The organism is Streptomyces telluris, from assembly GCF_024519335.1.
Taxonomy (GTDB): domain Bacteria; phylum Actinomycetota; class Actinomycetes; order Streptomycetales; family Streptomycetaceae; genus Streptomyces; species Streptomyces telluris.
Map to the genome: position 1 here is coordinate 74052 of NZ_JANIID010000014.1, position 20572 is coordinate 94623.

The 20572-nt window shown below is 73.7% G+C and carries 18 protein-coding genes; 8 read left to right on the plus strand and 10 right to left on the minus strand.

Going from position 1 to position 20572, the window contains the following annotated elements; translation table 11 throughout:
- Window positions 1-24: 24 nt before the first annotated feature.
- A complete protein-coding gene (locus tag NQU55_RS17115; protein WP_168092274.1) occupies window positions 25-1065 on the minus strand; it encodes an aminotransferase class V-fold PLP-dependent enzyme in 1041 nt (346 codons plus the stop codon).
- Window positions 1066-1274: 209 nt separating this feature from the next.
- Between NQU55_RS17115 and NQU55_RS17120 the strand changes: the two genes are divergently transcribed.
- Genes NQU55_RS17120 through NQU55_RS17130 form a run of 3 tightly spaced genes read left to right on the plus strand, consistent with a single transcriptional unit; the run spans window position 1275 to window position 4221 of the window.
- Window positions 1275-2279: a hypothetical protein gene (locus NQU55_RS17120; RefSeq protein WP_168092273.1), complete on the plus strand. Its 1005-nt coding sequence runs from the start codon at window positions 1275-1277 to the stop codon at window positions 2277-2279.
- Window positions 2276-3559 (plus strand): sensor histidine kinase, encoded by a 1284-nt coding sequence (locus NQU55_RS17125; RefSeq protein WP_256790795.1) that lies wholly within the window; start codon window positions 2276-2278, stop codon window positions 3557-3559. The genes NQU55_RS17120 and NQU55_RS17125 overlap by 4 nt, the downstream gene beginning before the upstream one ends.
- 38 nt (window positions 3560-3597) lie before the next feature.
- On the plus strand, window positions 3598-4221 hold the full coding sequence (locus tag NQU55_RS17130; protein WP_240976263.1) for a response regulator: 624 nt from the start codon (window positions 3598-3600) through the stop codon (window positions 4219-4221).
- Between the two features lie 28 nt (window positions 4222-4249).
- On the opposite strand, the gene NQU55_RS17135 is transcribed toward NQU55_RS17130, so the two are convergent.
- Window positions 4250-5428, minus strand: a complete 1179-nt coding sequence (locus NQU55_RS17135; protein WP_168092271.1) for a serine hydrolase domain-containing protein — start codon at window positions 5426-5428, stop codon at window positions 4250-4252.
- Between the two features lie 279 nt (window positions 5429-5707).
- Between NQU55_RS17135 and NQU55_RS17140 the strand changes: the two genes are divergently transcribed.
- Both NQU55_RS17140 and NQU55_RS17145 read left to right on the plus strand, forming a co-directional pair.
- Window positions 5708-6517, plus strand: a complete 810-nt coding sequence (locus NQU55_RS17140; protein ID WP_168092270.1) for an NAD-dependent epimerase/dehydratase family protein — start codon at window positions 5708-5710, stop codon at window positions 6515-6517.
- Between the two features lie 135 nt (window positions 6518-6652).
- A complete protein-coding gene (locus NQU55_RS17145; RefSeq protein ID WP_206329185.1) occupies window positions 6653-7861 on the plus strand; it encodes a TerD family protein in 1209 nt (402 codons plus the stop codon).
- Here the strand turns inward: NQU55_RS17145 and NQU55_RS17150 are convergent.
- The 3 genes from NQU55_RS17150 to NQU55_RS17160 all read right to left on the minus strand — a co-directional run bounded on the left by NQU55_RS17150 (window position 7836) and on the right by NQU55_RS17160 (window position 12214).
- A complete protein-coding gene (locus tag NQU55_RS17150) occupies window positions 7836-8876 on the minus strand; it encodes an MsnO8 family LLM class oxidoreductase (RefSeq protein WP_168092268.1) in 1041 nt (346 codons plus the stop codon). The genes NQU55_RS17145 and NQU55_RS17150 overlap by 26 nt on opposite strands.
- A gap of 63 nt (window positions 8877-8939) precedes the next feature.
- Window positions 8940-10379: an alkaline phosphatase PhoX gene (locus tag NQU55_RS17155; RefSeq protein WP_168092267.1), complete on the minus strand. Its 1440-nt coding sequence runs from the start codon at window positions 10377-10379 to the stop codon at window positions 8940-8942.
- Window positions 10380-10687: 308 nt separating this feature from the next.
- On the minus strand, window positions 10688-12214 hold the full coding sequence (locus tag NQU55_RS17160) for an amino acid adenylation domain-containing protein (protein ID WP_168092266.1): 1527 nt from the start codon (window positions 12212-12214) through the stop codon (window positions 10688-10690).
- A gap of 295 nt (window positions 12215-12509) precedes the next feature.
- Here NQU55_RS17160 and NQU55_RS17165 point away from each other — a divergent pair, with 295 nt between their 5' ends.
- On the plus strand, window positions 12510-14351 hold the full coding sequence (locus NQU55_RS17165; protein WP_256790796.1) for a DUF8508 domain-containing protein: 1842 nt from the start codon (window positions 12510-12512) through the stop codon (window positions 14349-14351).
- A gap of 94 nt (window positions 14352-14445) precedes the next feature.
- Window positions 14446-15342, plus strand: coding sequence for a 4-hydroxy-tetrahydrodipicolinate synthase (gene dapA, locus NQU55_RS17170; RefSeq protein ID WP_168092265.1), 897 nt, complete (start codon window positions 14446-14448; stop codon window positions 15340-15342).
- Between the two features lie 107 nt (window positions 15343-15449).
- On the opposite strand, the gene dapD is transcribed toward dapA, so the two are convergent.
- Window positions 15450-16439 (minus strand): 2,3,4,5-tetrahydropyridine-2,6-dicarboxylate N-succinyltransferase, encoded by a 990-nt coding sequence (gene dapD, locus NQU55_RS17175; protein ID WP_168092264.1) that lies wholly within the window; start codon window positions 16437-16439, stop codon window positions 15450-15452.
- A gap of 232 nt (window positions 16440-16671) precedes the next feature.
- Between dapD and NQU55_RS17180 the strand changes: the two genes are divergently transcribed.
- Complete coding sequence (locus tag NQU55_RS17180) at window positions 16672-17676, plus strand: agmatine deiminase family protein (RefSeq protein ID WP_168092263.1); 1005 nt, start codon at window positions 16672-16674, stop codon at window positions 17674-17676.
- Window positions 17677-17739: 63 nt separating this feature from the next.
- Here the strand turns inward: NQU55_RS17180 and NQU55_RS17185 are convergent, their stop codons facing one another.
- From NQU55_RS17185 to sufC, 4 genes are read right to left on the minus strand one after another with little or no spacing between them, the layout of a single operon-like run.
- Window positions 17740-18078 (minus strand): metal-sulfur cluster assembly factor, encoded by a 339-nt coding sequence (locus NQU55_RS17185; protein WP_058044949.1) that lies wholly within the window; start codon window positions 18076-18078, stop codon window positions 17740-17742.
- Entirely contained in the window at window positions 18075-18539 is a 465-nt protein-coding gene (sufU, locus tag NQU55_RS17190) for a Fe-S cluster assembly sulfur transfer protein SufU (RefSeq protein WP_168092262.1), read from the minus strand. Before sufU ends, NQU55_RS17185 begins: the two co-directional genes overlap by 4 nt.
- 12 nt (window positions 18540-18551) lie before the next feature.
- Complete coding sequence (locus NQU55_RS17195; RefSeq protein ID WP_168092261.1) at window positions 18552-19808, minus strand: cysteine desulfurase; 1257 nt, start codon at window positions 19806-19808, stop codon at window positions 18552-18554.
- Window positions 19805-20572, minus strand: coding sequence for a Fe-S cluster assembly ATPase SufC (sufC, locus tag NQU55_RS17200; protein ID WP_256790797.1), 768 nt, complete (start codon window positions 20570-20572; stop codon window positions 19805-19807). Before sufC ends, NQU55_RS17195 begins: the two co-directional genes overlap by 4 nt.

Here is a 20572-nt window from a genome sequence, read left to right on the forward strand (position 1 = left end):
CGGGGCCGCCGCGTCACCGCCCGGTCAGGCCAGCGCCTCCAGGAGACGGTCCACGTCGGCCGTGCTGTTGTAGAGGTGGAAGGACGCCCGCAGTCCTCCGGCGCGGGCGCTGACCCGTACGCCCGCCGCCGCGAGGCGCTCCGCCGCGCGGCCGAGGCCGGGGACCGAGACGACGGCGGAGTCCTCCGCCGGGGCGGGCCGGTGCCCGAGCGCGGCGAGCCCCGCGCGGAAGCGGCCGGCGAGGGCCCGGTCGTGCGCGGCGATCCGCTCCGGCCCGAGCTCCTCCACGAGCCGGAGGCCGGCCAGGGCGCCGGTGTAGGGCAGGAGGGCGGGGTTCTCGTCGTAGCGGCGGGCCGAGCGGGCGAGCGACACCTGTCCGTACGTGCTGTCCCAGGGGTCCTCCCCGGCCACCCACCCGGCGAAGACGGGGGTGAGGCCGCCGAGGTCCTCGGGGACGGTGAGGTAGGCCGTGCCGCGGGGCCCCATCAGCCACTTGTAGCCGACGCAGACGGTGAAGTCGTGGGCGCCCGCGTCGACGGGCAGCCAGCCCGCGGCCTGGCTGACGTCGACGAGCGTGCGGGCGCCGTGGGCGCGGGCGGCCTCGCCGATCGCCGCGAGGTCGGCGAGGCGGCCGTCGGCCGACTGGACGGCGCTGACGGCGACGAGCGCGGTCCCGGGCCCCACCGCGTCCGCGGCCTTCTCCAGGGGAACGGTGCGGACGGCGAGCCCGGGCCGCACGTGGAAGGGGTTGACGAGGGAGCTGAAGTCCCCCTCCACGCACACGACTTCCGACCCTTCGGGCAGCGACTGGGCGACGAGCCCGCAGAAGACGGCGGCCGAACCCCCGGTGGCGACCTGCCGGGCGGGCACGCCGACGAGCCGGGCGAAGGCGGCGCGGACGGCCTCCACGACCGGGAAGTGGTCCTCCGCGCCGGGGCGGCCCAGCGAGAACGCGGTGGCGGCCTCGGTCATGGCGGCGACGGCGGGCGCGGGCACGAGCCCGGTGGCGGCGGTGTTGAGGTAGACGGTCTCGGGCGCGAAGTGTGCGGGGGCGAGGCTCTCCATGCCCACCCACTATGCGCGCCCGGCGATCGGTCCGTCCATCGGCCCGTCCGCCGGTCCGTCTACCGGTCCGTCTGCCGGTCCATCCGCCGTTCCGTCCTCGCGGGGCCTCCTTCCCCTGCCTGAGGACGAGCGGTTCCTCCGCCTCGCGGCGGAGGAAGTCCGCCGGGCAGGGCGACGCGCCGGCGCCCGCCGGGCGGAAGGCTGTTCACATGACCAGTACGACGACCGTCCCGGACGACCACGCCACCAAGCGCCACGTGCTCCGCGCGGTGACCATCGCCGCCTGCCTGCCCTACCTCGGCCTCAAGGTCGCCTGGGTGGCGGGCAGTCACGTCGGCATCCCGGAGGGAAGCGGCCTGCGGGATGCCGGCACGGGCCTGGTCGTGGCGAACGCCGTGACCATCCTGATGGACGCCGCGGTCGTGGTCCTCGCCCTGCTGCTGACCCGGCCCTGGGGCAAGCGCGTCCCCGCCCGGCTGCTCGCCTTGCCGGTGTGGGGCGCGGTGGGGCTGCTGACGCCCATCATGTACGGCTTTCCCGCGCAGTTGATCGTCCGCGCCCTCGGCGGTTCGGCGTCCGGTTCCGGGAGCGCGGCCCACGAGCCGTTCCTCGACGAGTGGGTCTTCGCCGTGGTCTACACGGGGTTCATCGTCCAGGGGCTCGCCCTGGGCACCCTGTTCGTGCTGTACGCCCGCGAGCGCTGGGGCCACCTGTGGCGGGGCCGCGTCGGGGACCTGGCGGACCGTCCGCTCGGCCGCGGGCCGCGGGCCGCGCTGACCGCGGCAGGCGTCCTGGCGGTCCTGCCCGGCGCGGTCCACCTGATGTGGACGTGCGGGGTGCCTGCGGGCCTCTCGCCGGAGACGGCCCGGATGTACAGCGGCACCTTCGCGGCCGGGGAGTCGGGCTACGTGCTGTACGCCGCCGCGACGATCGCGGGCGCCGTCCTGCTGCTGTCCGGCCGGGCGCCGTCCGGACGCGGCGGCCGGCTGCCGCTGCGCGTGCCGCTGCTCCTGGCGGGCGTCGGCTCGGCCGCCTCGGCCGCGTGGGGAGGCTGGCAGCTGCTCGCGACGCTGACGTCCCTGGCCGACGACGGCCGGGGACCGACGGCCACGATGGCCGTCGCCTACGCTATGCAAGTGATCATCGGTCTGCTCGTCCTCGCCGCCGGCGCCCGCTTCTTCGCCCAGCGCTCCGCCCGGGCCGCCGCGCTGTGACGACTCTCCTCCGGCGCGGTGCCGGCGCCCTGGTGGGCCGCCGCGCCCGGCTGCGGTGGGTGCACCTGCTGCTCGGCGGTGCGCTGCTGATGCCGTACTACCTGCTGGCGAGCACGCTGACGGCGGTCTTCGTCAGGGACACGGACATCCTGTTCCCCTCCACCGTCGGCCGGCAGTTCGGCGTCTTCGCGCTGGCGCTGGTGCCGGCGGCGGTGACCGCGCTGGTGCCCCTCGTACGGGCGCTGGAGTCGGCGGCGGCACGCGCCCTGTGCGGGGTGCCGGAGGAGGCCCTCGCGACAGGCCCGGGAGACTCGCGGGCCGCGCGCGGGCGGACCGCCCTGTGGTACACCCTGCACCTGCTGGCCGGCGGGATCGTGAGCGGCATGTCGCTGGCCACGCCCCCGTTCGCGCTGATGCTGATGGCCCTGCCGTTCACCGGCGTCCCGGGGGGCGACGAGGCCCCGTACGGGCTGGGGGACCTGGCCTTCCCGTGGACGCTGCTGGCGCTGCCCGCCGGCCTGCTGGTCCTGGTCCTGCTCGCCGCGGTGTCCGGGGCCGCGGGCGCGCTCCTGGCCCGCTGCGCACCCCTCCTGCTCGGCCCGACGGCCGCCGACCGGCTGGCCGAGGCCGAGCAGCACGCCATGCGGCTGGCCCTGCGCAACCGGCTGGCCCGCGAGCTGCACGACTCCGTGGGGCACGCACTGAGCGCCGTCACCCTGCAGGCGAGCGCGGCGCGCAAGGTCCTCGACGCCGACCCGGAGTTCGCGCGGCAGGCGCTGGCCGCGATCGAGGAGACGACGCGCGAGGCGGTCGGCGAACTCGACACCGTGCTGGGCCTGCTGCGCGAGGACGGCGCCGCGTCCGCCGCGCCGGCGCCGACCCTCGCCGACCTGGACGGGCTGCTGGAGCGCACCCGCGCCGCGGGCGGCACCGTCACCCTCGCCGCGCCCCCGGCCCTGGACGGCGTGCCGCCGGTCGTCTCCCGCGAGGCGTACCGGATCGTGCAGGAGGGCCTCACCAACGCCTTGCGGCACGCGGGCCGGGTGCCCGTGCTGCTGCAAATCACCGTGCACGACGACGCCGTGGAGGTCGCCTTGGAGAATCCGGTCAACCCCGACAAGGCCCCCGGCCGCGCGCACCGCCGCACCGGCGGCGGCCGCGGTCTGACGGGCATAGCCGAACGGGCCCGGCTGCTGCGCGGCAGCAGCAGCTCCGGCGAGCGGGACGGGGTGTGGCGGCTCGCCGTCCGCCTGCCGCTGGGCGGGGGTGCGGGCCGGTGACGGCGCCCCTGCGGATCGTGCTCGCCGACGACGAGCGCATGGTGCGGACCGCCCTGCGGGCGATCCTGGGCGCCGAGGAGGACCTGGAGGTCGTCGGCGAGGCCACGACCGGCGCGGAAGCGGTCTCCGTCGTCCGCGAACTGCGCCCCGACGTGGTCCTGATGGACGTACGGATGCCCGAGGTCGACGGGATCCGGGCCACCGAGCAGCTGCTCGGCGGCATGGACTCCCCGCCGCGCGTCATCGTCGTCACCACGTTCGAGAACGACAGCTACGTGTACGACGCGCTGCGCGCCGGCGCCAGCGGCTTCCTCCTGAAGCGGTCGGGCGCCGACGAACTCGTCCAGGCCGTCCGGCTCGTCGCCCGCACCGACTCGCTGCTCTTCCCCGCCGCCGTGCGCGCCCTCGCGGCGGAGCACGCGCAGGCCCGCCGGGCGAGGACGGCCGCCGGGAAGCTGCGCGCGCAGCTGTCGGACCGGGAGGCGGAGGTCCTGCGCCTGATGGCCCGGGGCCTGTCGAACGCCGAGATCGCCGAACAGCTCGTCCTGGGCGCGGCGACGGTGAAGACCCACGTGGCGGGCGCCCTGGCCAAACTGGGCGTCCGCAACCGCACCCAGGCGGTCATCGCGGCCTACGAATGCGGTTTCGTCTCCCCCCGCTGAGGGGTGGCGGAGGGAAGGCTCCCGGGGGTCAGCGGCCCACCGCCTCGGCGACCGCCCTGGCCAGGCGCGCGACCTGCGGGTCGTTGTCGTCCCGGAAGCCGTACCGGCGGCGGTTGAAGCCGAAGGCCAGGCCGTTGGAGGGGTCGGCGAAGGCCTGGGAGCCGGCGGCGCCGCCGTGGCCGAAGGCGCGGGCGCCGAGGAAGGGGTACTTGTCCCCCAGGGCGCCGAAGCCCAGGCCGAAGGCCTGGTGCTGGCGCGCGACCACGTCGTAGCCGACGGAGTGGATCTGGGCGAAGTCGGCGGCGGTGGCGGGCGTCAGCAGCGCCTCCTTGCCGCCGACGCCGCTGATGGCGGCCGCGTACATGCGGGCCAGGCCGCGCGCGGAGGCCATGCCGCCGACGGAGGCGGGGCCGCCCGCCCGGATGACGCGGTGGTTCGGCAGGTCCTCCAGCACGGTGGGCCGGGCGTGGTTGAGGTTGAAGGCGATGCCCGTCAGGCTCCGCGGGCCGAAGGCCCCTTCGAGCAGGGCGCGCTTCTGGCCGGGCGTCGGGTCCATGGGCTGGATGTCGAGGACGCGGGGCTCGTGCTCCTCGGGCAGGCCCATGTAGAAGTCGATGCCGTAGGGCGCGCGGATGCGCTCCTCGTAGGTCTCCTGCATGGTGCGCCCGGTGGCGCGGCGGACGACTTCGCCGGTCAGGGCGCCGATGACGAGGGCGTGGTAGCCGAAGGCGGTGCCGGGGCGCCAGTGGGGCCGCTGACCGGCCAGCTTCTCCGCTATGGCGCGGTCGTCGGCGAGCTCTTCCAGGGTGAAGCCGCCCTCGGCCCCGACGACTCCGGCCCGGTGGGCGAGGAGGTCGCGCAGGGTGACGGATTCCTTGCCGGCGGCGGCGAACTCGGGCCAGTAGTGGGCGACCTCGCGGTCGAGGTCGAGCACGCCTTCCTGGACGAGGAGGGCGACGACGAGGTGGGCCGCGCCCTTGGTGGAGGAGAAGACGCCGGTGAGCGAGTCGCCCTCCATGCCGGGGCCGCCCCACAGGTCGACGACCTGCTCGCCGTCGACGTAGGCGGCGAGCTGGGCGGAGTGCCCGGCCCGCTCCTCGGCGAAGGTGGCCTCGAACTCCTCGCGGACGCCCTCGTAGCCCTCGGCGACGGTTCCCCGGACGACGGTCTCCTGCGCGGTCTCCTGCGCGGCAGTGGGGCTCGGCATGTGGGTGCTCCCTGTGATCATCGATGACTCCGGTGGGTGCAGCAGAGCGGGGGCCGCCGATATTTCGTGACGATCGTCATCTCGCCGCCGGAATAAGCGGATTGAAACGTTCCGACGGGGGCGGCCTCCCGAGAGGCCACCGGGAAGCCCACCGGGAGGCACCTGGAAGGGCACCACCCGCCGAAAGCCGCCCGCGCCTCCTTGACCGCCCCGCACCGGCTCCTTAGCGTGTGCGCTTCCTCTTCCGGATTCCGGACCGCCTCAGGAGGCCCAGGCACCATGCCCGCATCCCGCACGGTCCTCCTCACCGGCGCGGCCGGCCGCATCGGCACCCACCTGCGCGCCCGGCTGCCCGCCCTCGGGCACCGGCTGCGCCTGTTCGACGCCCGGCCGGTGCCGGGCGAGCCGGACGCGATCACCGCGGACCTCGCCGACCGCGAGGCGCTGCGGAGGGCCGTCGAGGGCGTGGACGCGGTCGTCCACCTGGCGGGCATCCCCCTGGAGGCGTCCTTCGAGGACATCCTGCGCGCCAACGTCGAGGGCACGTACCGCCTGTACGAGGCCGTGCGGGAGGCGGGCGTCCGGCGCGTGGTCCTCGCCTCCAGCAACCACGCCGTCGGCTTCGCGCCCGTCCCCGCGGAGGGCGCCCCGCTCCTGCCCGTGGAGACCGCGCACCGCCCGGACACCTTCTACGGCCTCTCCAAGTGCTTCGGCGAGGACCTGGCCTCCCTCTACCGGGACCGGCACGGCATCCAGACCGTCTCCCTGCGCATCGGCGCCTGCTTCCCCGAGCCCGTGTCGGTGCGCATGCTGTCGGTCTGGCTGAGCCCCGGCGACTGCGCCCGGCTCGTGCACGCCGCCCTGACGGCCGACGGCGTCGGCCACACCGTCGCCTACGGCAGCTCCGCCAACACCAGGCTGTGGTGGGACCTGTCCGCCGCCCGCGCCCTCGGCTACGAGCCCCAGGACGACTCCGAGCCGTACGCGCCCGCCCTGCTCGCCGCGGAGAGCGGAACGCGGCGGGAGGGCCACGACCGCATCGGCGGCGAGTTCTGCGCGGCCGAGCCGCCCCGCTGGAACCCGGGCTGACCTGCGGCGACGGCACACCGGCCGGGCCGCGGCAGCCCTGCGGCCCCGGCCTCCCCCGCACGGAGCCGGGCGGAACCGGCGGCTCGGTAATGGAACCGCAAAGAGCAGCCACTCGTTACCCGGGGCATGACCGCTATGACACCCGGCTCGAACATCCCCCTCTCCGTCGCCCGCGTGACGGTGGACGTCACCGCCCCGGTGCGGCTCGACGTATCGGGCCTGCTGCTCACCGCCGACGGCAAGGTGCGCTCCGACGACGACTTCGTCTTCTACAACCAGCCCTCCGGTCCGGGCGTGAGCCACCGCGCCGCGTCCGGCGGCTCGCCCGACGCCATCGTGGTGGACACCGCCGCCGTCCCGGCCGGCATCGAGAAGATCGTGGTGACCGCCAGCCCCGACGCCCAGGGCGCGAGCTTCGCCGGCATCGAGCCGACGGCCACCGTCCGCAGCACCGACGACGGCTCGGTCCTCGCCACGTTCACCCCGCCCCGGCTGGGCGCCGAGACCGCCCTGGTGGTCGTGGAGGTCTACCGGCGGGCGGGCGCCTGGAAGGTGCGCGCGGTCGGCCAGGGGTACGCGAACGGCCTGGCGGGCATCGCCACCGACTTCGGCGTGAGCGTCGAGGAGCCCGCTGCCCCCGCCCCTGCACCCGCTCCCGCGGCCCCCGCGCCTGTGCAGCCGGCCGCCCCCGTGCCGCCGATGCCCGCGGCCGCCCCGCCCGCGCCCGCCGCTCCCCCGGCGCCGCCCGCCGCCGCCCCCGGCACCGGGAAGATCAACCTGGACAAGGGCCGGGTCAGCCTGCAGAAGAACCAGACGGTGTCCCTGGTCAAGGGCGGCCGGCCGCTGACGCACTCGGTGAAGATGGGCCTGGGCTGGGAGCCCGCCTGGGGCGCCCCCGCCATCGACCTGGACGCCTCCGTCATCGCCTACGGCCCCGACCGCAATATGATCGACGCCTGTTACTTCAACAAGCTGCAGATCCTCAACGGCGCCATCCAGCACTCCGGCGACAACCTCACCGGCGAGGGCTCCGGCGACGACGAGACCATCACCGTGCACATGGAGGGCCTGCCGCCCGAGGTGACCGGCCTGGTCTTCACCGTCAGCTCCTTCACCGGCCAGAAGTTCAACCAGGTCGCCAAGGCCTACTGCCGCCTGCTCGACGGCCGCACGGGCGAGGAGCTGGTGCGCTTCGACCTGACCGGCGCGGAGCCCAAGACCGGTGTGCTGATGGCGAAGTTCATCCGGCAGTACTCGGGCGAGTGGGAGATGACGGCCCTGGGCGAGTTCGTGAAGTCGCGCACCGTGCGCGATCTGGTCAAGCCCGCCGCGCAGGCCCTGTGAGCCGCTCCCGGCCCGCCGGGCCCGCGGTCAGCCCGGCGAGCCGGGCCAGCCGGCCGTAGGAGTCCAGCAGCGCCTCCCGGTCGTACGAGGACGTGGTGACGAGCACCTCGTCGGCGCCGCTGCGCTCGACCAGCGCCCCGAGCGCGGCGGACACCTCGTCCTCCGTGCCGTGGATGTGCCCGCGCAGCCCGTCCTCGTACAGCCGGCGCTCCCGCTCGCCCATCGCCCGCGCCTCGGTTTCCTCGGCGGGCTCCAGCGGCGGGAAGGCGCCGTGCGTCCGCGCGTGCGCCAGCGCCCACGCCTCGGGCACGAGCAGCCTGCGGGCCTCCTCGCGGGTGGCGGCGACGGCCACGTTCCCCGCCACCACGACGTACGGGCGCCGCCACCAGGCCGAGGGCCGGAACGCCGCCCGGTAGCGGGCGACGGCGGCGAGCATCCGCTCCTCGCCGCTCAGGCCGCCGATCACCAGGGCCGCCCCCGCGGCGGCCGCCAGGTCCGCGCCCGCCTCGTTGGCGAGGACGAACGCCGGGACCCGCAGGCCCTCCGCCGGGCGGGCGTGCACCCCGTCGTACGGGCGCGGGCCCCCGGTGAACCAGCCCTCCAGCTCGGCGAGCTGCCCGGCGAAGTCGGCCATGGCGTCCTTGTCCGTGCCCAGGGCCCTGCGGATGCCGTCCGTGAAGCCGACCGAGCGGCCCAGGCCCATGTCGATGCGGCCCGGGAAGAGGGACTCCAGCACCCCGAACTGCTCGGCGACGACGAGCGTGCGGTGGTTGGGCAGCATCACCCCGCCCGTGCCCACCCTGATCCGCGAGGTCGCGGCCGCCACCGCCGCGGCGAGCACCGTCGGGGCCGAGCCCGCCACGCCGGGCACGCTGTGGTGCTCCGATACCCAGAAGCGGTGGTAGCCGAGCGCCTCGGCCTGCTGCGCGAACCGCACGGTGTCGCGCAGTGCCTCGCCCTGCGGGCGGTCCCGGCGGGTGCGGGAGCGGTCGAGTACGGAGAGCCGGATCGTCACCTCTCCTTCAACAAGGGCAGCCGGCCATGATTCCCGGGGCCCACCGGGTACCGAAGTCTCCGGTCACCTGCCCTGACGGCGCCAGGGACCGGTGATCGCCAGCATGATGCCGGGATCCTGGAGGTTGGCGAAAAGCGTCCTGCCGTCGGGCGAGAAGGTGACACCGGTGAACTCGCTGTACTCGGGCTTCTGCGGAGTCCCGATGTTCAGTTCGTTGCGGGCGATGGGGTAGGTGCGGCCGTCGTCGAGGGCGCCGAAGAGGTGCTGGATCCCCTCGCCGTCCTCGGCCACCACCAGGCCGCCGTGCGGCGAGACGGTGATGTTGTCCGGGCCGTCGAAGGCGCCGTCCCGGCCCGGGTCCTTGTTGACGCCGAGGCGCACCTTCAGGGTGAGGGTGCGGCGCCCCGGGTTGTAGAACCACACCTGGCCGTCGTGCTGGACCGGGCTCTCCTCCCGGGCGAAGGACGCGACGACGTACGCGCCGCCGTCCGCCCACCACATGCCCTCCAGCTTGCGGGCCCGGGTGACCTCGCCGTCCTTGAACTGCTTGCGCACCGGCACCGACCGGGCGTCGCGGTCGGGCACGCCGACCCAGTCGATGCCGTAGACCGTGCCCGTCCGGGTGGCGCGGGAGAGGTCGTCGACGAAGCGCCCGCCGGAGTCGAAGCACTTGAAGGCCTGGAGCGCGCCCGCGTCGTCGGCGAGGGTGCGCAGCCTGCCGCGGCCGTGCCGGAAGCCCTTCGGCGGGGTCCAGCGGTAGAGCAGGCCGTTGGGGCCCGAGGCGTCCTCGGTGAGGTAGAGGTGGCCTCGGGAGGGGTCGGTGACGACGGCCTCGTGGGCGTAGCGGCCCAGCGCCTTGACGGGCTTGGGGGCGCGGTTGGCGCGGCGGTCGTGCGGGTCGACCTCGAAGACGTAGCCGTGGTCCTTGGTCATGCCGTTCTGACCGGCCTTGTCCTCGGTCTCCTCGCAGGTCAGCCAGGTGCCCCACGGGGTGGCACCGCCGGCGCAGTTGGTGGACGTGCCCGCGATGCCGACCCGCTCGGCGACGTGCGAGCCGTCGTGGGAGACCTCGACGACCGTGCAGCCGCCGGACGCGGCCGGGTCGTAGACGAGGCCCTCGGTGAGGGGCACCGGGTGCTTCCAGCCGGCCCGGGGGCCCCTGAGCTCGTGGTTGTTGACGAGGACGGTGGCGCCGCGGGGGCCTGCGAAGGCGGCGGTGCCGTCGTGGTGCGAGGGCGTGGGCTCGCCGGACTCCAGCTTGGTGACGCCGGCGCGGGTCACGACGCGGTAGGAGAACCCGGCGGGCAGCGCCAGCAGACCCTTCGGGTCCGGCACGAGGGGCCCGTAGCCGGGCCGGGGGCGGGGGCGGGCGCCGGACTGCTCCGGCACGGCGCCCGCCAGGGCTCCGGGGGCACTGGCGAGCACGCCGACACTGCCGGTCAGCGCCACCCCGGCTCCGGCGACGGCGGATCGTTTCGCGAAGTCTCTTCGGCTGAGGGTCATCTGATCTCCAGGGTCCGCAGGCTCACGCGCTTACGTTCCCGTTCCCCGCCGAATACCGTATGAACACCACACGAAGCGCACGGGGCGGAACCCCTAGCACCACGGGAGCGCGAGAACCCTCCCGCACGCCACCCAGGTCACGGCCTGCGCCCGGCAAGGCACGGTGCGCCCGGAACCGGCCGGCCCGGCCCTTCACTTCCGCCGCAGCGGCGTGCAACCACCACGGCGGAATCCGGCGGTGCCGGGCCGGCGCCCGGCCGCAGTGCGCAACGCGCAGCGAACCGTCACCGCCGGGCCCGGCGCAGCGGTCACCGCTTGGAGCGGGCCTTGAACGCCGCCTTGCGGGCCTCCTTGGCGATCTTCTTCTCCGGGTGGAGGCGGCCCATGGCCTCCAGGACCTCCGCCGTCGCCGGGTGGTCCACCCGCCACGCCGTCTCGAAGAACCCGCCGTGCTGGCCGACCAGGCCCTCCACGAGGCCGCGCAGCTCGTCCGTGTCGCCGGAGGCGGCCAGCTGCGCGGCGATCGTGTCGATCGTCAGCCAGAAGACCATGTCCTCGCCCGGCTCGGGCACGTCGCTCGCCCCGTGCTCGGCGAGCCACACGCGGGCGAGCCCGCCCAGCTCGCGGTCGTCGAGGACCTCGCGCACGGCCGGCTCGGCCCCGGTGCCGAGGAGGGAGAGCGTCTCCTGGCAGGCGAGGCGGCGCGAGGGCGCGTCCATGTCGTCGCCGCGCCCGGCGGCGAGCAGCTCGCGGGCGGCGTCCTCCGGCGTGCGGCGCGCGAGCCACAGGCCGGCCTCCGCGCGGGCGGCCGTCTCCGGGTGGCCGGGAAGGGCGGCCAGGAGCACGTCGGCGCCCTTGTCGGCGAGGTCGCCGACGGCGGGGGCGTCGATGCCCGCCTCCGCCATGCGGGTCCGGACGGCGAAGAGGCCGAGGGGGGTGAGGGAGACCATGCCGTAGCGGCTGACATCCTCGTCCTCGGGGACGTCGGAGGCGACGCCGTCGACGGACTCGCGGATGTGGCCCTCCCCGTCGACCTCCTCGATGAGGGACTCGTCGACGGGCCGGTACTCGATGATCCCGGTGGGCGCCAGCAGCCGGAACTGGTCGTCCAGGCGCATCATCGCGTCGGAGACCTCTTCGAGGATGTCGTCCGTGGGCTCGTCCATGTCGTCGGGCACGATCATGGACGCGGCGAGCGCCGGCAGCGGTACGGGGTGCTGCGCGTCGCTCTGCTCCAGCGCGGTCAGCAGGTAGAGGTTGCCGAGGACGCCGTCGAGGAAGTCGGCCTCGCCCTCGGGGTCCCAGTCGAGGGAGTCGAGGCCGAGGTCCTCGCCCTCGGCGATCCGGTCGGCGATGTCGCCGAGGTCGGGCGCGGCGGCGTCGGCGAGGACGCTCTCGAAGCCGCCGAGGAACAGTTCGAGGACGTCGGCGGGGCTGCCGGAGGTCAGCGTGGGGAGCTCCTCGCCGGCGACGGCCGTGCCGCGGGGCTCGTCCTCGCCCGCTTCCGGCTCCTCGTCTCCCGCCTCGCCCGCCTCGGCCGCCTCGGCCTCCTCGTGCTCCTCGAAGTCCACGAGCCCGGTGTCGAGCGCGTGCTGCCACGCGTCCATGGCGTACGCGTCGCCGTCCTCGTCGCCCGCGAGCCCGAGGAGCTCGGTGGCCGCCCGCAGCTGCTCCACGAGCAGCTCGCCGCCGACCCCGACCGGGATGCCCTCCTCGCCGGCCCAGCGCGCGAGCTTCGCGGCGCGGGCGAGCAGCGGCGCGGACAGCGCGTCGCGCGCGAGCTCCGCGTCGGAGGGGAGCCGCACCGGCGGCATGGTCGGGCGGTCTGCGGACATCAGGGGGGTCTCTCCTCGTCGTGACATGCGTCGTGGCACGTACGGTGACGTGCAGCGATGCGCAGTGTGGCCGTGCGGCGCCGCGGACCGGGCGCGGTGCCCAAGCGTAGACGGGATTTCCGCCTTGCCGCCCGGTTCGCCGAACCGCCGACGGACATATGGCTGACGGTTACCCACGGAACCTTGACAACTTCCCCGGGCTCGCAAGACATTGACGCGCGTAGAGATCGTCAGGATCGCGTCAACGACGATTCCTCCACGTCATACCCCCCTCGCATTCCCACCGGAGGCACCCGTGCCCGCTCGCCCGTCCGCCCGCCGCTCCCTGCGCAGACCCGCGGCCCTCGGCTCCCTCGTCGCCGCCGCACTCGCCGGGGGGCTGCTCGCCGCCCCGCAGCAGGCGAACGCCGAGGGCCTGCGCATCCACGACATCCAGGGCCGGACCCGGGTGTCCCCGCTCGCCGGACAGCAGGTGTCCGGCGTCCCCGGCGTCGTCACGGCCGTGCGCGCCTTCGGCTCGGCCCGCGGCTTCTGGATCCAGGACACCCGCCCGGACCGCAACGACGCGACGAGCGAGGGCATCTTCGTCTTCACCGGCTCCACCGCGCCGTCCGTCGCCGTGGGCGACGACGTGGCCGTCTCCGGCACCGTCACCGAGTACTACCCGGGCGGCGAGAAGGCCGGCCTGCAGTCGGTCACCCAGCTCACCAAGGCCACGTGGACGGTGCGCTCCTCCGGCAACGCCCTGCCCGCCCCGGTCAGGCTGCGCCCGTCGCAGATCCCCGACCGCTACGCCCCCGACGCGCGCGGCGGCTCCGTCGAGAAGCTCGCGCTGCGGCCGGGCTCGTACGCCCTGGACCGCTACGAGTCGCTGGAGGGCATGCGCGTCTCCGTGCAGGACGCCCCCGTCGTGGGTGCGACCAGCGAGCACAAGGACCTGTGGGTCACCGCCGAGCCGCGCCACAACCGCACCGCCCGCGGCGGCACCCTCTACGGCTCCTACGGCGACCCGAACGCCGGCCGGGTCAAGGTGGTCTCGCTGATGCCCTTCGCCCAGCGCCCCTTCCCCGTCGCGAACGTCGGCGACGAGCTGACCGGCACCACCGCCGGCCCGCTGGACTACGACAACTTCGGCGGCTACACGCTGCAGGCCACCGAGCTCGGCAAGCTCGCCGACCGCGGCCTGAAGCGCGAGACGACGCGCAAGCAGCGCAGCGACGAGCTCGCGGTCGCCACGTACAACGTGGAGAACCTCTCCCCCCGGACGCCGCAGGCGAAGTTCGACCGGCTGGCGGCCGCGCTGGTCACCAACCTCGCCTCGCCCGACATCGTCGCCCTGGAGGAGGTCCAGGACGACAACGGCACCACCGACGACGGCACCGTGGACGCCGGCCACACGCTGCGGAAGCTCACGGACGCCATCAAGGCGGCCGGCGGCCCGGCGTACGAGTGGCGGCAGATCAACCCCGTCAACGGTCAGGACGGCGGCCAGCCGGGCGGCAACATCCGCACCGCGTTCCTCTTCAACCCCGCCCGGGTCTCCTTCACCGACACCCCCGGCGGCGACTCCACCACCGCCGTCAAGGCCGTCCGCGCGGGCGGCAAGGCCGCGCTGACCGCCTCCCCCGGCCGCATCGACCCCGGCAACGCCGCGTGGGCGAACAGCCGCAAGCCCCTCGCGGGCCAGTTCACCTTCCGGGGTCAGCGGGTCTTCGTCGTCGCGAACCACTTCAACTCCAAGGGCGGCGACCAGGGCCTCGACAGCCGCTTCCAGCCCCCGGCCCGCCCGTCGGAGGTGCAGCGCAAGGAGCAGGCGAAGTCGGTGAACGCCTTCGTCAAGCAGCTGCTGGCGGCCGACCGGCACGCGAACGTCATCGTCGCGGGCGACCTGAACGACTTCCAGTTCTCGTCCGCCGTGAAGACCCTCACCGCGGGCAAGGTGCTGACCGACCAGATCGACCGGCTGCCGCGCAACGAGCGCTACGGCTACGTCTACCAGGGCAACTCCCAGGTGCTGGACCACATCCTGACCAGCCCTCACGTGCGCCGCGTCGACTACGACATCGTGCACATCAACGCGGAGTTCGCCGACCAGGCGAGCGACCACGACCCGCAGGTGCTGCGCTGGAAGCCGTGAAGCCGTGAAGCCGTGAAGCCGTAGCAGTGCTTATCGGTTGACCCGAGAACAATTAAATAGACCTGTACGGTCGAAGGGGCCGAGAATCGCGTCCATGACGCCCACTCCCACCAGCCCCTTCGGCCGTACCGTCTGCGCGATGGTCACCCCCTTCACCCCGGAGGGGGAGCTCGACCTCGACGGGGCACAGGCCCTCGCCGACCGCCTCGTCGGGGACGGCGGCTGCGACGGCCTCGTCCTCAACGGCACCACCGGCGAGTCGCCGACCACGAGCGACGCGGAGAAGAGCGCGCTCGTGCGGGCCGTGGCGGAGGCCGTCGGCGACCGGGCGCGCATCACGGCGGGCGTCGGCTCGGCCGACACCCGGCACACCGTGGAACTCGCCCGCGCCGCCGAGGCGGCGGGCGCGCACGGCCTGCTGGTGGTGACCCCCTACTACAGCCGGCCGCCGCAGGAGGACGTCGCCGAGCACTTCCTGACCGTGGCCGACGCCACCGGACTGCCCGTGATGCTCTACGACATCCCCGGCCGCACCGGCACCCGCATCGAACCCGGCACCATGCTGCGCCTGGCCGGGCACCCGCGCATCGCGGGAGTCAAGGACTGCGCGTACGACCTCCTGGGCAGCGCGAAGGTCATCGCGGCCACGGACCTCGCGTACTACTCGGGCTGCGAGGAGCTCAACCTTCCGCTGCGCGCCGTGGGCGCGACCGGCTACGTCAGCACGGTCGCCAACGTCGCGGGCCCGCTGCTGGCCGCGGCCCTGGACGCCTTCGACCGCGGCGCCCCGGCGGAGGCCACCCGCCTGCACCAGCAGGTACTGCCCCTGACCGAGCTGATGATGGCCTCCGGCCTGCCGGGCACGGTCACGGCGAAGGCCCTCCTGAACGCCCGGGGCCTGCCCGCCGGCCCGGTCCGCGCGCCCCTGCGCCCGGCGGCCCCCGAGCGCACGGAGGCCCTCCTCAAGGCGTACGCGGAACTGGGGCTCTAGCGGACCGGGCCGATCGCCTCCGCGTCGGCCCGGGCAGGCACGGCAGAGCGCCCTCCCGGGGCCTTCCGGCCTCGGGAGGGCGCTCGTGCGCAGGTGACCGCCGGGGGTCAGTTGTGGCTGTGCAGGATCTCGTTCAGGCCGCCCCAGGTGCTCTTGTAGGGGCGGGCCTCGACGGCGCCCGTCGTGGAGTTGCGGCGGAAGAGGATGTTGTCCGCGCCCGAGAGCGTCAGCGCCTTGACGATCTCGCCGTCCGGCAGGGTGACGCGGGTGCCGGCCGTGACGTACAGGCCGGCCTCGACGACGCACTCGTCGCCGAGCGCGATGCCGATGCCCGACTCGGCGCCGAGCAGGCAGCGCTCGCCGATGGAGATGATCTGCTTGCCGCCGCCGGAGAGCGTGCCCATGGTGGAGGCGCCGCCGCCGATGTCGGTGCCGTCGCCGACGACGACGCCCGCGCTGATGCGGCCCTCGACCATGGAGGTGCCCAGCGTGCCGGCGTTGAAGTTGACGAAGCCCTCGTGCATGACGGTGGTGCCGGAGCCGATGTGGGCACCGAGGCGGACGCGGTCGGCGTCGGCGATGCGCACGCCGGACGGGACGACGTAGTCCGTCATCCGCGGGAACTTGTCGATGCTGGTCACCTGCAGGTGCAGGCCCTCGGCGCGGGCGGCCAGGCGCGTGGTCTCGACGCGGTCGACGGCGACGGGGCCGAGCGAGGTCCAGGCGACGTTGGCGAGCATCCCGAAGATGCCGTCCAGGTTCTGGCCGTGCGGCTTGACCAGACGGTGGGAGAGCAGGTGCAGGCGCAGGTAGACGTCGTGCGCGTCGAGCGGCTTGTCGTCCAGCGAGGCGATGACCGTACGGACGGCCACGACCTCGACACCCCGGCGCGGGTCCGGGCCGACGGCCTTGAGGGCGTTCTCGCCGAGCAGCTCGGCGGCGCGCTCGGCGCTCAGCCGCTCGGTGCCGGCCGGGCCGGCGGCCTCGGTGAGCTCCGGGGCGGGGAACCAGGTGTCGAGGACGGTCCCGTCCTCGGTGATCGTGGCAAGGCCGGCGGCGACGGCGCCGGTGGTACGGGGGGCAACAGCATCGGTCATGCTCGAAAACCTAACCGGACCGGCCCTCTCAAGGCGAACCGGTCGCCCTCGCGGCGGCCACGGCGGTGGTGCCGGCGCAGGACCGGATGGCGTAGGCCGTTCCGGCGTTCATGGCCACGAGGCACCGCGCCACCCTCAACGCCGACGGCGATTTCCGCGTCATGGTGGTGGAGAAACCCTGGCCGCGGTCCCCGCAGTCCATCCGTCCGAGCAGCTCCGAGGAATCCCGTCGATGCATCAGATGCCCGCCGAGTCACAGCCCCACCTGCGCACCTTCATGGGCTGGCCGCCGGCCGGTTCCGTCTGGGGCCGGTACACCGCCGCGGTGCGCAGGGACGTCGCCGCGGTCGCCCGGACGATCGCGGAGTACGAGCCCGTGGTGCTGCTCGCGGCCCCCGAGGACGCCGCGGCGGCGCGGAAGGCGTGCGGCGGGGGCGTCGAGGTCGTCCCCCTGCCCGTCGACGACCTCTGGCTGCGCGACTCCGGCCCCGTCTTCGTCACCGGGCCCGGCGGGGCGGCCGCGGGCGTGGACTTCGGCTTCAACGGCTGGGGCGGCAAGCAGGAGCACCCCCGGGACGGCCTGGTCGCGCGCCGGGTGCTGGAGGCCTTCGGGGTGCCCCGCACCGAGGCGCCGGTCGTCGCCGAGGGCGGCTCGCTGGAGACCGACGGAGAGGGCACGCTGCTGGTCACCGAGAGCTCGCTGGTGAACGACAACCGCAACCCGGGCCGCTCGCGCGACGACATCGAGAAGGCCCTGCGGGAGCTGCTCGGCGTCCGCAAGGTGATCTGGCTGGAGGGCGTGCGCGGCGAGGACGTCACCGACTGCCACGTCGACGCCCTGGCCCGCTTCGCCGCCCCCGGCACGGTCCTGCTGAGCAGCCCGCCGCCCGGGGCCCGGCCGGACGTCTGGACGCGCGTGTACGAACAGGCGCGCGCCGCTCTGGAAGCGGCCACCGACGCCCACGGCCGCCGCCTGGAGATCGTGGACCTCCCCGAGCCGGACCCGGCGGAGCTCGGCAGGCGCGGCGAGGACTTCCTCGGCTGCTACGCCAACTACTACGTGGCGAACGGCGCCGTGCTCGTCCCCCGCTTCGGCGACCGCTGCGCCGACGACCACGCGGCGTCCCTCCTGCGCGACCTCCACCCCGGCCGCACGGTCCGCCAGGTGGAGATCCACGACCTGGCGGAGGGCGGTGGCGGCATCCACTGCGCCACACAGCAGCAGCCCGCCCCCTGACCGGGGGTCAGGGGGCGGGCTGCTGCTGTCGTACGGGGTCGTACGGCTCGTACGGGGTGCGGCTCAGACGTTGAAGCCGAGCGCCCGGAGCTGCTCGCGGCCCTCGTCCGTGATCTTGTCCGGGCCCCACGGCGGCATCCAGACCCAGTTGATCCGGAGCTCGTTGACGATGCCCTCGGTGGCCGACTTCGCCTGGTCCTCGATGACGTCGGTCAGCGGGCAGGCCGCGGACGTCAGGGTCATGTCGAGGGTGGCGATGTTGGCGTCGTCGATGTGGATGCCGTAGATCAGGCCGAGGTTGACGACGTCGATGCCCAGCTCGGGGTCGACCACGTCGTAGAGGGCCTCGCGGACCTCTTCCTCCGTGGCCGGCTTGGTGGTCACCTCTGCGTTGTCACTCATGCGGTCTTCCTTTCAGCGCCCTCGCCCACTGCCTGGGCGGTCGCGTCCTTCCACGCCATCCAGCTCAGCAGAGCACACTTCACGCGCGCCGGGTACTTGGAGACGCCGGCGAACGCGACCGCGTCCTCCAGCACCTCCTCCATCGCGTCGTCCGGCTCGATACGGCCCTTGGACTGCATCAGCTCCAGGAAGGTCTCCTGGATCTTCTGCGCCTGCTCCAGCTCCTTGCCGACCAGCAGCTCGTTGAGCACGGAAGCGCTGGCCTGGCTGATGGAGCAGCCCTGGCCCTCGTACGAGACGTCCTCGATGGTGTCGCCGGCCATGCGCACCCGCAGCGTGATCTCGTCGCCGCAGGTCGGGTTGACGTGGTGCACCTCGGCGTCGCCGTCCCGCAAGCCCCGGCCGTGCGGGTGCTTGTAGTGGTCCAGGATGACGTCCTGGTACATCGAATCAAGCTTCACAGTCAGCAGCTCTCAGCCGAAGAAGTTCCGGACGTGCTCCAGACCCTCGACCAAGGCGTCGACCTCACCGGGGGTGGAGTACAGATAGAACGACGCCCGCGTGGTCGCAGGAATTCCGTACCGGAGGCAGACGGGCCGCGCGCAGTGGTGGCCCACGCGCACCGCGATGCCCTGCTCGTCGAGGACCTGGCCCACGTCGTGCGGGTGGATGTCACCGAGCGTGAAGGAGATCGTGGCGCCGCGGTCCTCGGCCGTGGTGGGGCCGATGATGCGCAGGTCCGGCACCTCCTGGAGGCGGCGCACGGCGTACTGCGTGATGGCGTGCTCGTGCCGGGCGATGTTCTCCATGCCGATCGACGACAGGTAGTCCACCGCTGCGCCGAGGCCGACGGCCTGGGCGATCGGGGGCGTCCCGGCCTCGAACTTGTGCGGCGCGGGGGCGTAGGTGGAGGAGTGCATCGAGACGGTCTCGATCATCTCGCCGCCGCCGAGGAACGGCGGGAGGTCCTCCAGCAGCTCCTGGCGGCCCCACAGGACGCCGATGCCCGTCGGGCCGCACATCTTGTGGCCGGTGAAGGCCACGAAGTCGGCCTGGAGGGCCTGGACGTCCAGCACCATGTGCGGGGCGGCCTGGGAGGCGTCGATGACGACGAGCGCACCGACCTCCTGGGCGCGCCGGACGATGGTCTCGACGGGGTTGACGGTGCCCATGATGTTGGAGACCAGCACGAACGAGACGACCTTGGTCTTCTCGGTGATGATCTCGTCGATGTTGGACAGGTCGAGCCGGCCGTCGTCGGTGAGGCCGAACCACTTCAGCTTCGCGCCGGTGCGCTGCGAGAGCAGCTGCCACGGCACGATGTTGGAGTGGTGCTCCATCTCGGTGATGACGATCTCGGTGTCGTGGTCGACCCGGTAGGGCTCGTCGGCCCAGCCGAGCATGTTGGCCACGAGGTTGAGCGACTCGGAGGCGTTCTTGGTGAAGATCACCTCGTCGCGGCTGGGGGCGTTGATGAAGGCGGCGACCTTGTCGCGCGCGCCCTCGTACAGCGCCGTGGCCTCCTCGGCGATGGTGTAGACGCCGCGGTGGACGTTGGCGTTGTGCCGCTCGTAGTACGCGTTGAGCGCGTCGAGCACCTGGCGCGGCTTCTGGGAGGTGGCCGCGGAGTCCAGGTAGACGATCTTCTTACCGTCGTGGACCGTGCGGTCCAGGATGGGGAAGTCCTTGCGAATCGCCTCGGTGTCGAGGAGGCCCGGCAGTATGGTCACGCGGTTACGCCACCCTTCGTCTGGTAGGCCTCGTAGCCCTCGGCCTCGAGCTTGTCGGCGAGCTCGGCGCCACCGGACTCGACGATGCGGCCGCCCGAGAAGACGTGGACGAAGTCCGGCTTGATGTAGCGCAGGATGCGCGTGTAGTGCGTGATCAGCAGGGTGCCGACCTCACCGGTCTCGCGGACGCGGTTGACGCCCTCGGAGACCTGGCGCAGGGCGTCGACGTCGAGGCCGGAGTCGGTCTCGTCGAGGATCGCGATCTTCGGCTTGAGGAGCTCGAGCTGGAGGATCTCGTGGCGCTTCTTCTCACCGCCGGAGAAGCCCTCGTTGACGTTGCGCTCGGCGAAGGCGGGGTCCATGTTGAGGCGCTCCATGGCCTCCTTGACCTCCTTCACCCAGGTGCGCAGCTTGGGGGCCTCGCCGCGGATGGCGGTGGCGGAGGTGCGCAGGAAGTTGGAGACCGAGACGCCGGGCACCTCGACGGGGTACTGCATGGCGAGGAAGACGCCGGCGCGGGCGCGCTCGTCGACGGACATCTCCAGGACGTCCTCGCCGTCGAGGGTGACGGTGCCGCCGGTGATCGTGTACTTGGGGTGACCCGCGAGGGAGTACGCCAGGGTCGACTTGCCGGAGCCGTTGGGGCCCATGATGGCGTGGGTCTCGCCCTGCTTCACGGTCAGGTCGACGCCCTTGAGGATCTCGCGCGGGCCGTTCTCGGCTTCGACGGAGACGTGCAGGTCGTGGATCTCAAGCGTTGCCAT

Bases quoted from the DNA above. Each gene is read 5' to 3' on its own strand.
- NQU55_RS17115 (WP_168092274.1), bottom strand. From the start codon at position 1,065: ATGGAGAGCCTCGCCCCCGCACACTTCGCGCCCGAGACCGTCTACCTC.
- NQU55_RS17120 (WP_168092273.1), top strand. From the start codon at position 1,275: ATGACCAGTACGACGACCGTCCCGGACGACCACGCCACCAAGCGCCAC.
- NQU55_RS17130 (WP_240976263.1), top strand. From the start codon at position 3,598: ATGGTGCGGACCGCCCTGCGGGCGATCCTGGGCGCCGAGGAGGACCTG.
- NQU55_RS17135 (WP_168092271.1), bottom strand. From the start codon at position 5,428: ATGCCGAGCCCCACTGCCGCGCAGGAGACCGCGCAGGAGACCGTCGTC.
- NQU55_RS17140 (WP_168092270.1), top strand. From the start codon at position 5,708: ATGCCCGCATCCCGCACGGTCCTCCTCACCGGCGCGGCCGGCCGCATC.
- NQU55_RS17145 (WP_206329185.1), top strand. From the start codon at position 6,653: ATGACACCCGGCTCGAACATCCCCCTCTCCGTCGCCCGCGTGACGGTG.
- NQU55_RS17155 (WP_168092267.1), bottom strand. From the start codon at position 10,379: ATGACCCTCAGCCGAAGAGACTTCGCGAAACGATCCGCCGTCGCCGGA.
- NQU55_RS17160 (WP_168092266.1), bottom strand. From the start codon at position 12,214: ATGTCCGCAGACCGCCCGACCATGCCGCCGGTGCGGCTCCCCTCCGAC.
- dapA (WP_168092265.1), top strand. From the start codon at position 14,446: ATGACGCCCACTCCCACCAGCCCCTTCGGCCGTACCGTCTGCGCGATG.
- dapD (WP_168092264.1), bottom strand. From the start codon at position 16,439: ATGACCGATGCTGTTGCCCCCCGTACCACCGGCGCCGTCGCCGCCGGC.
- NQU55_RS17180 (WP_168092263.1), top strand. From the start codon at position 16,672: ATGCATCAGATGCCCGCCGAGTCACAGCCCCACCTGCGCACCTTCATG.
- NQU55_RS17185 (WP_058044949.1), bottom strand. From the start codon at position 18,078: ATGAGTGACAACGCAGAGGTGACCACCAAGCCGGCCACGGAGGAAGAG.
- sufC (WP_256790797.1), bottom strand. From the start codon at position 20,572: ATGGCAACGCTTGAGATCCACGACCTGCACGTCTCCGTCGAAGCCGAG.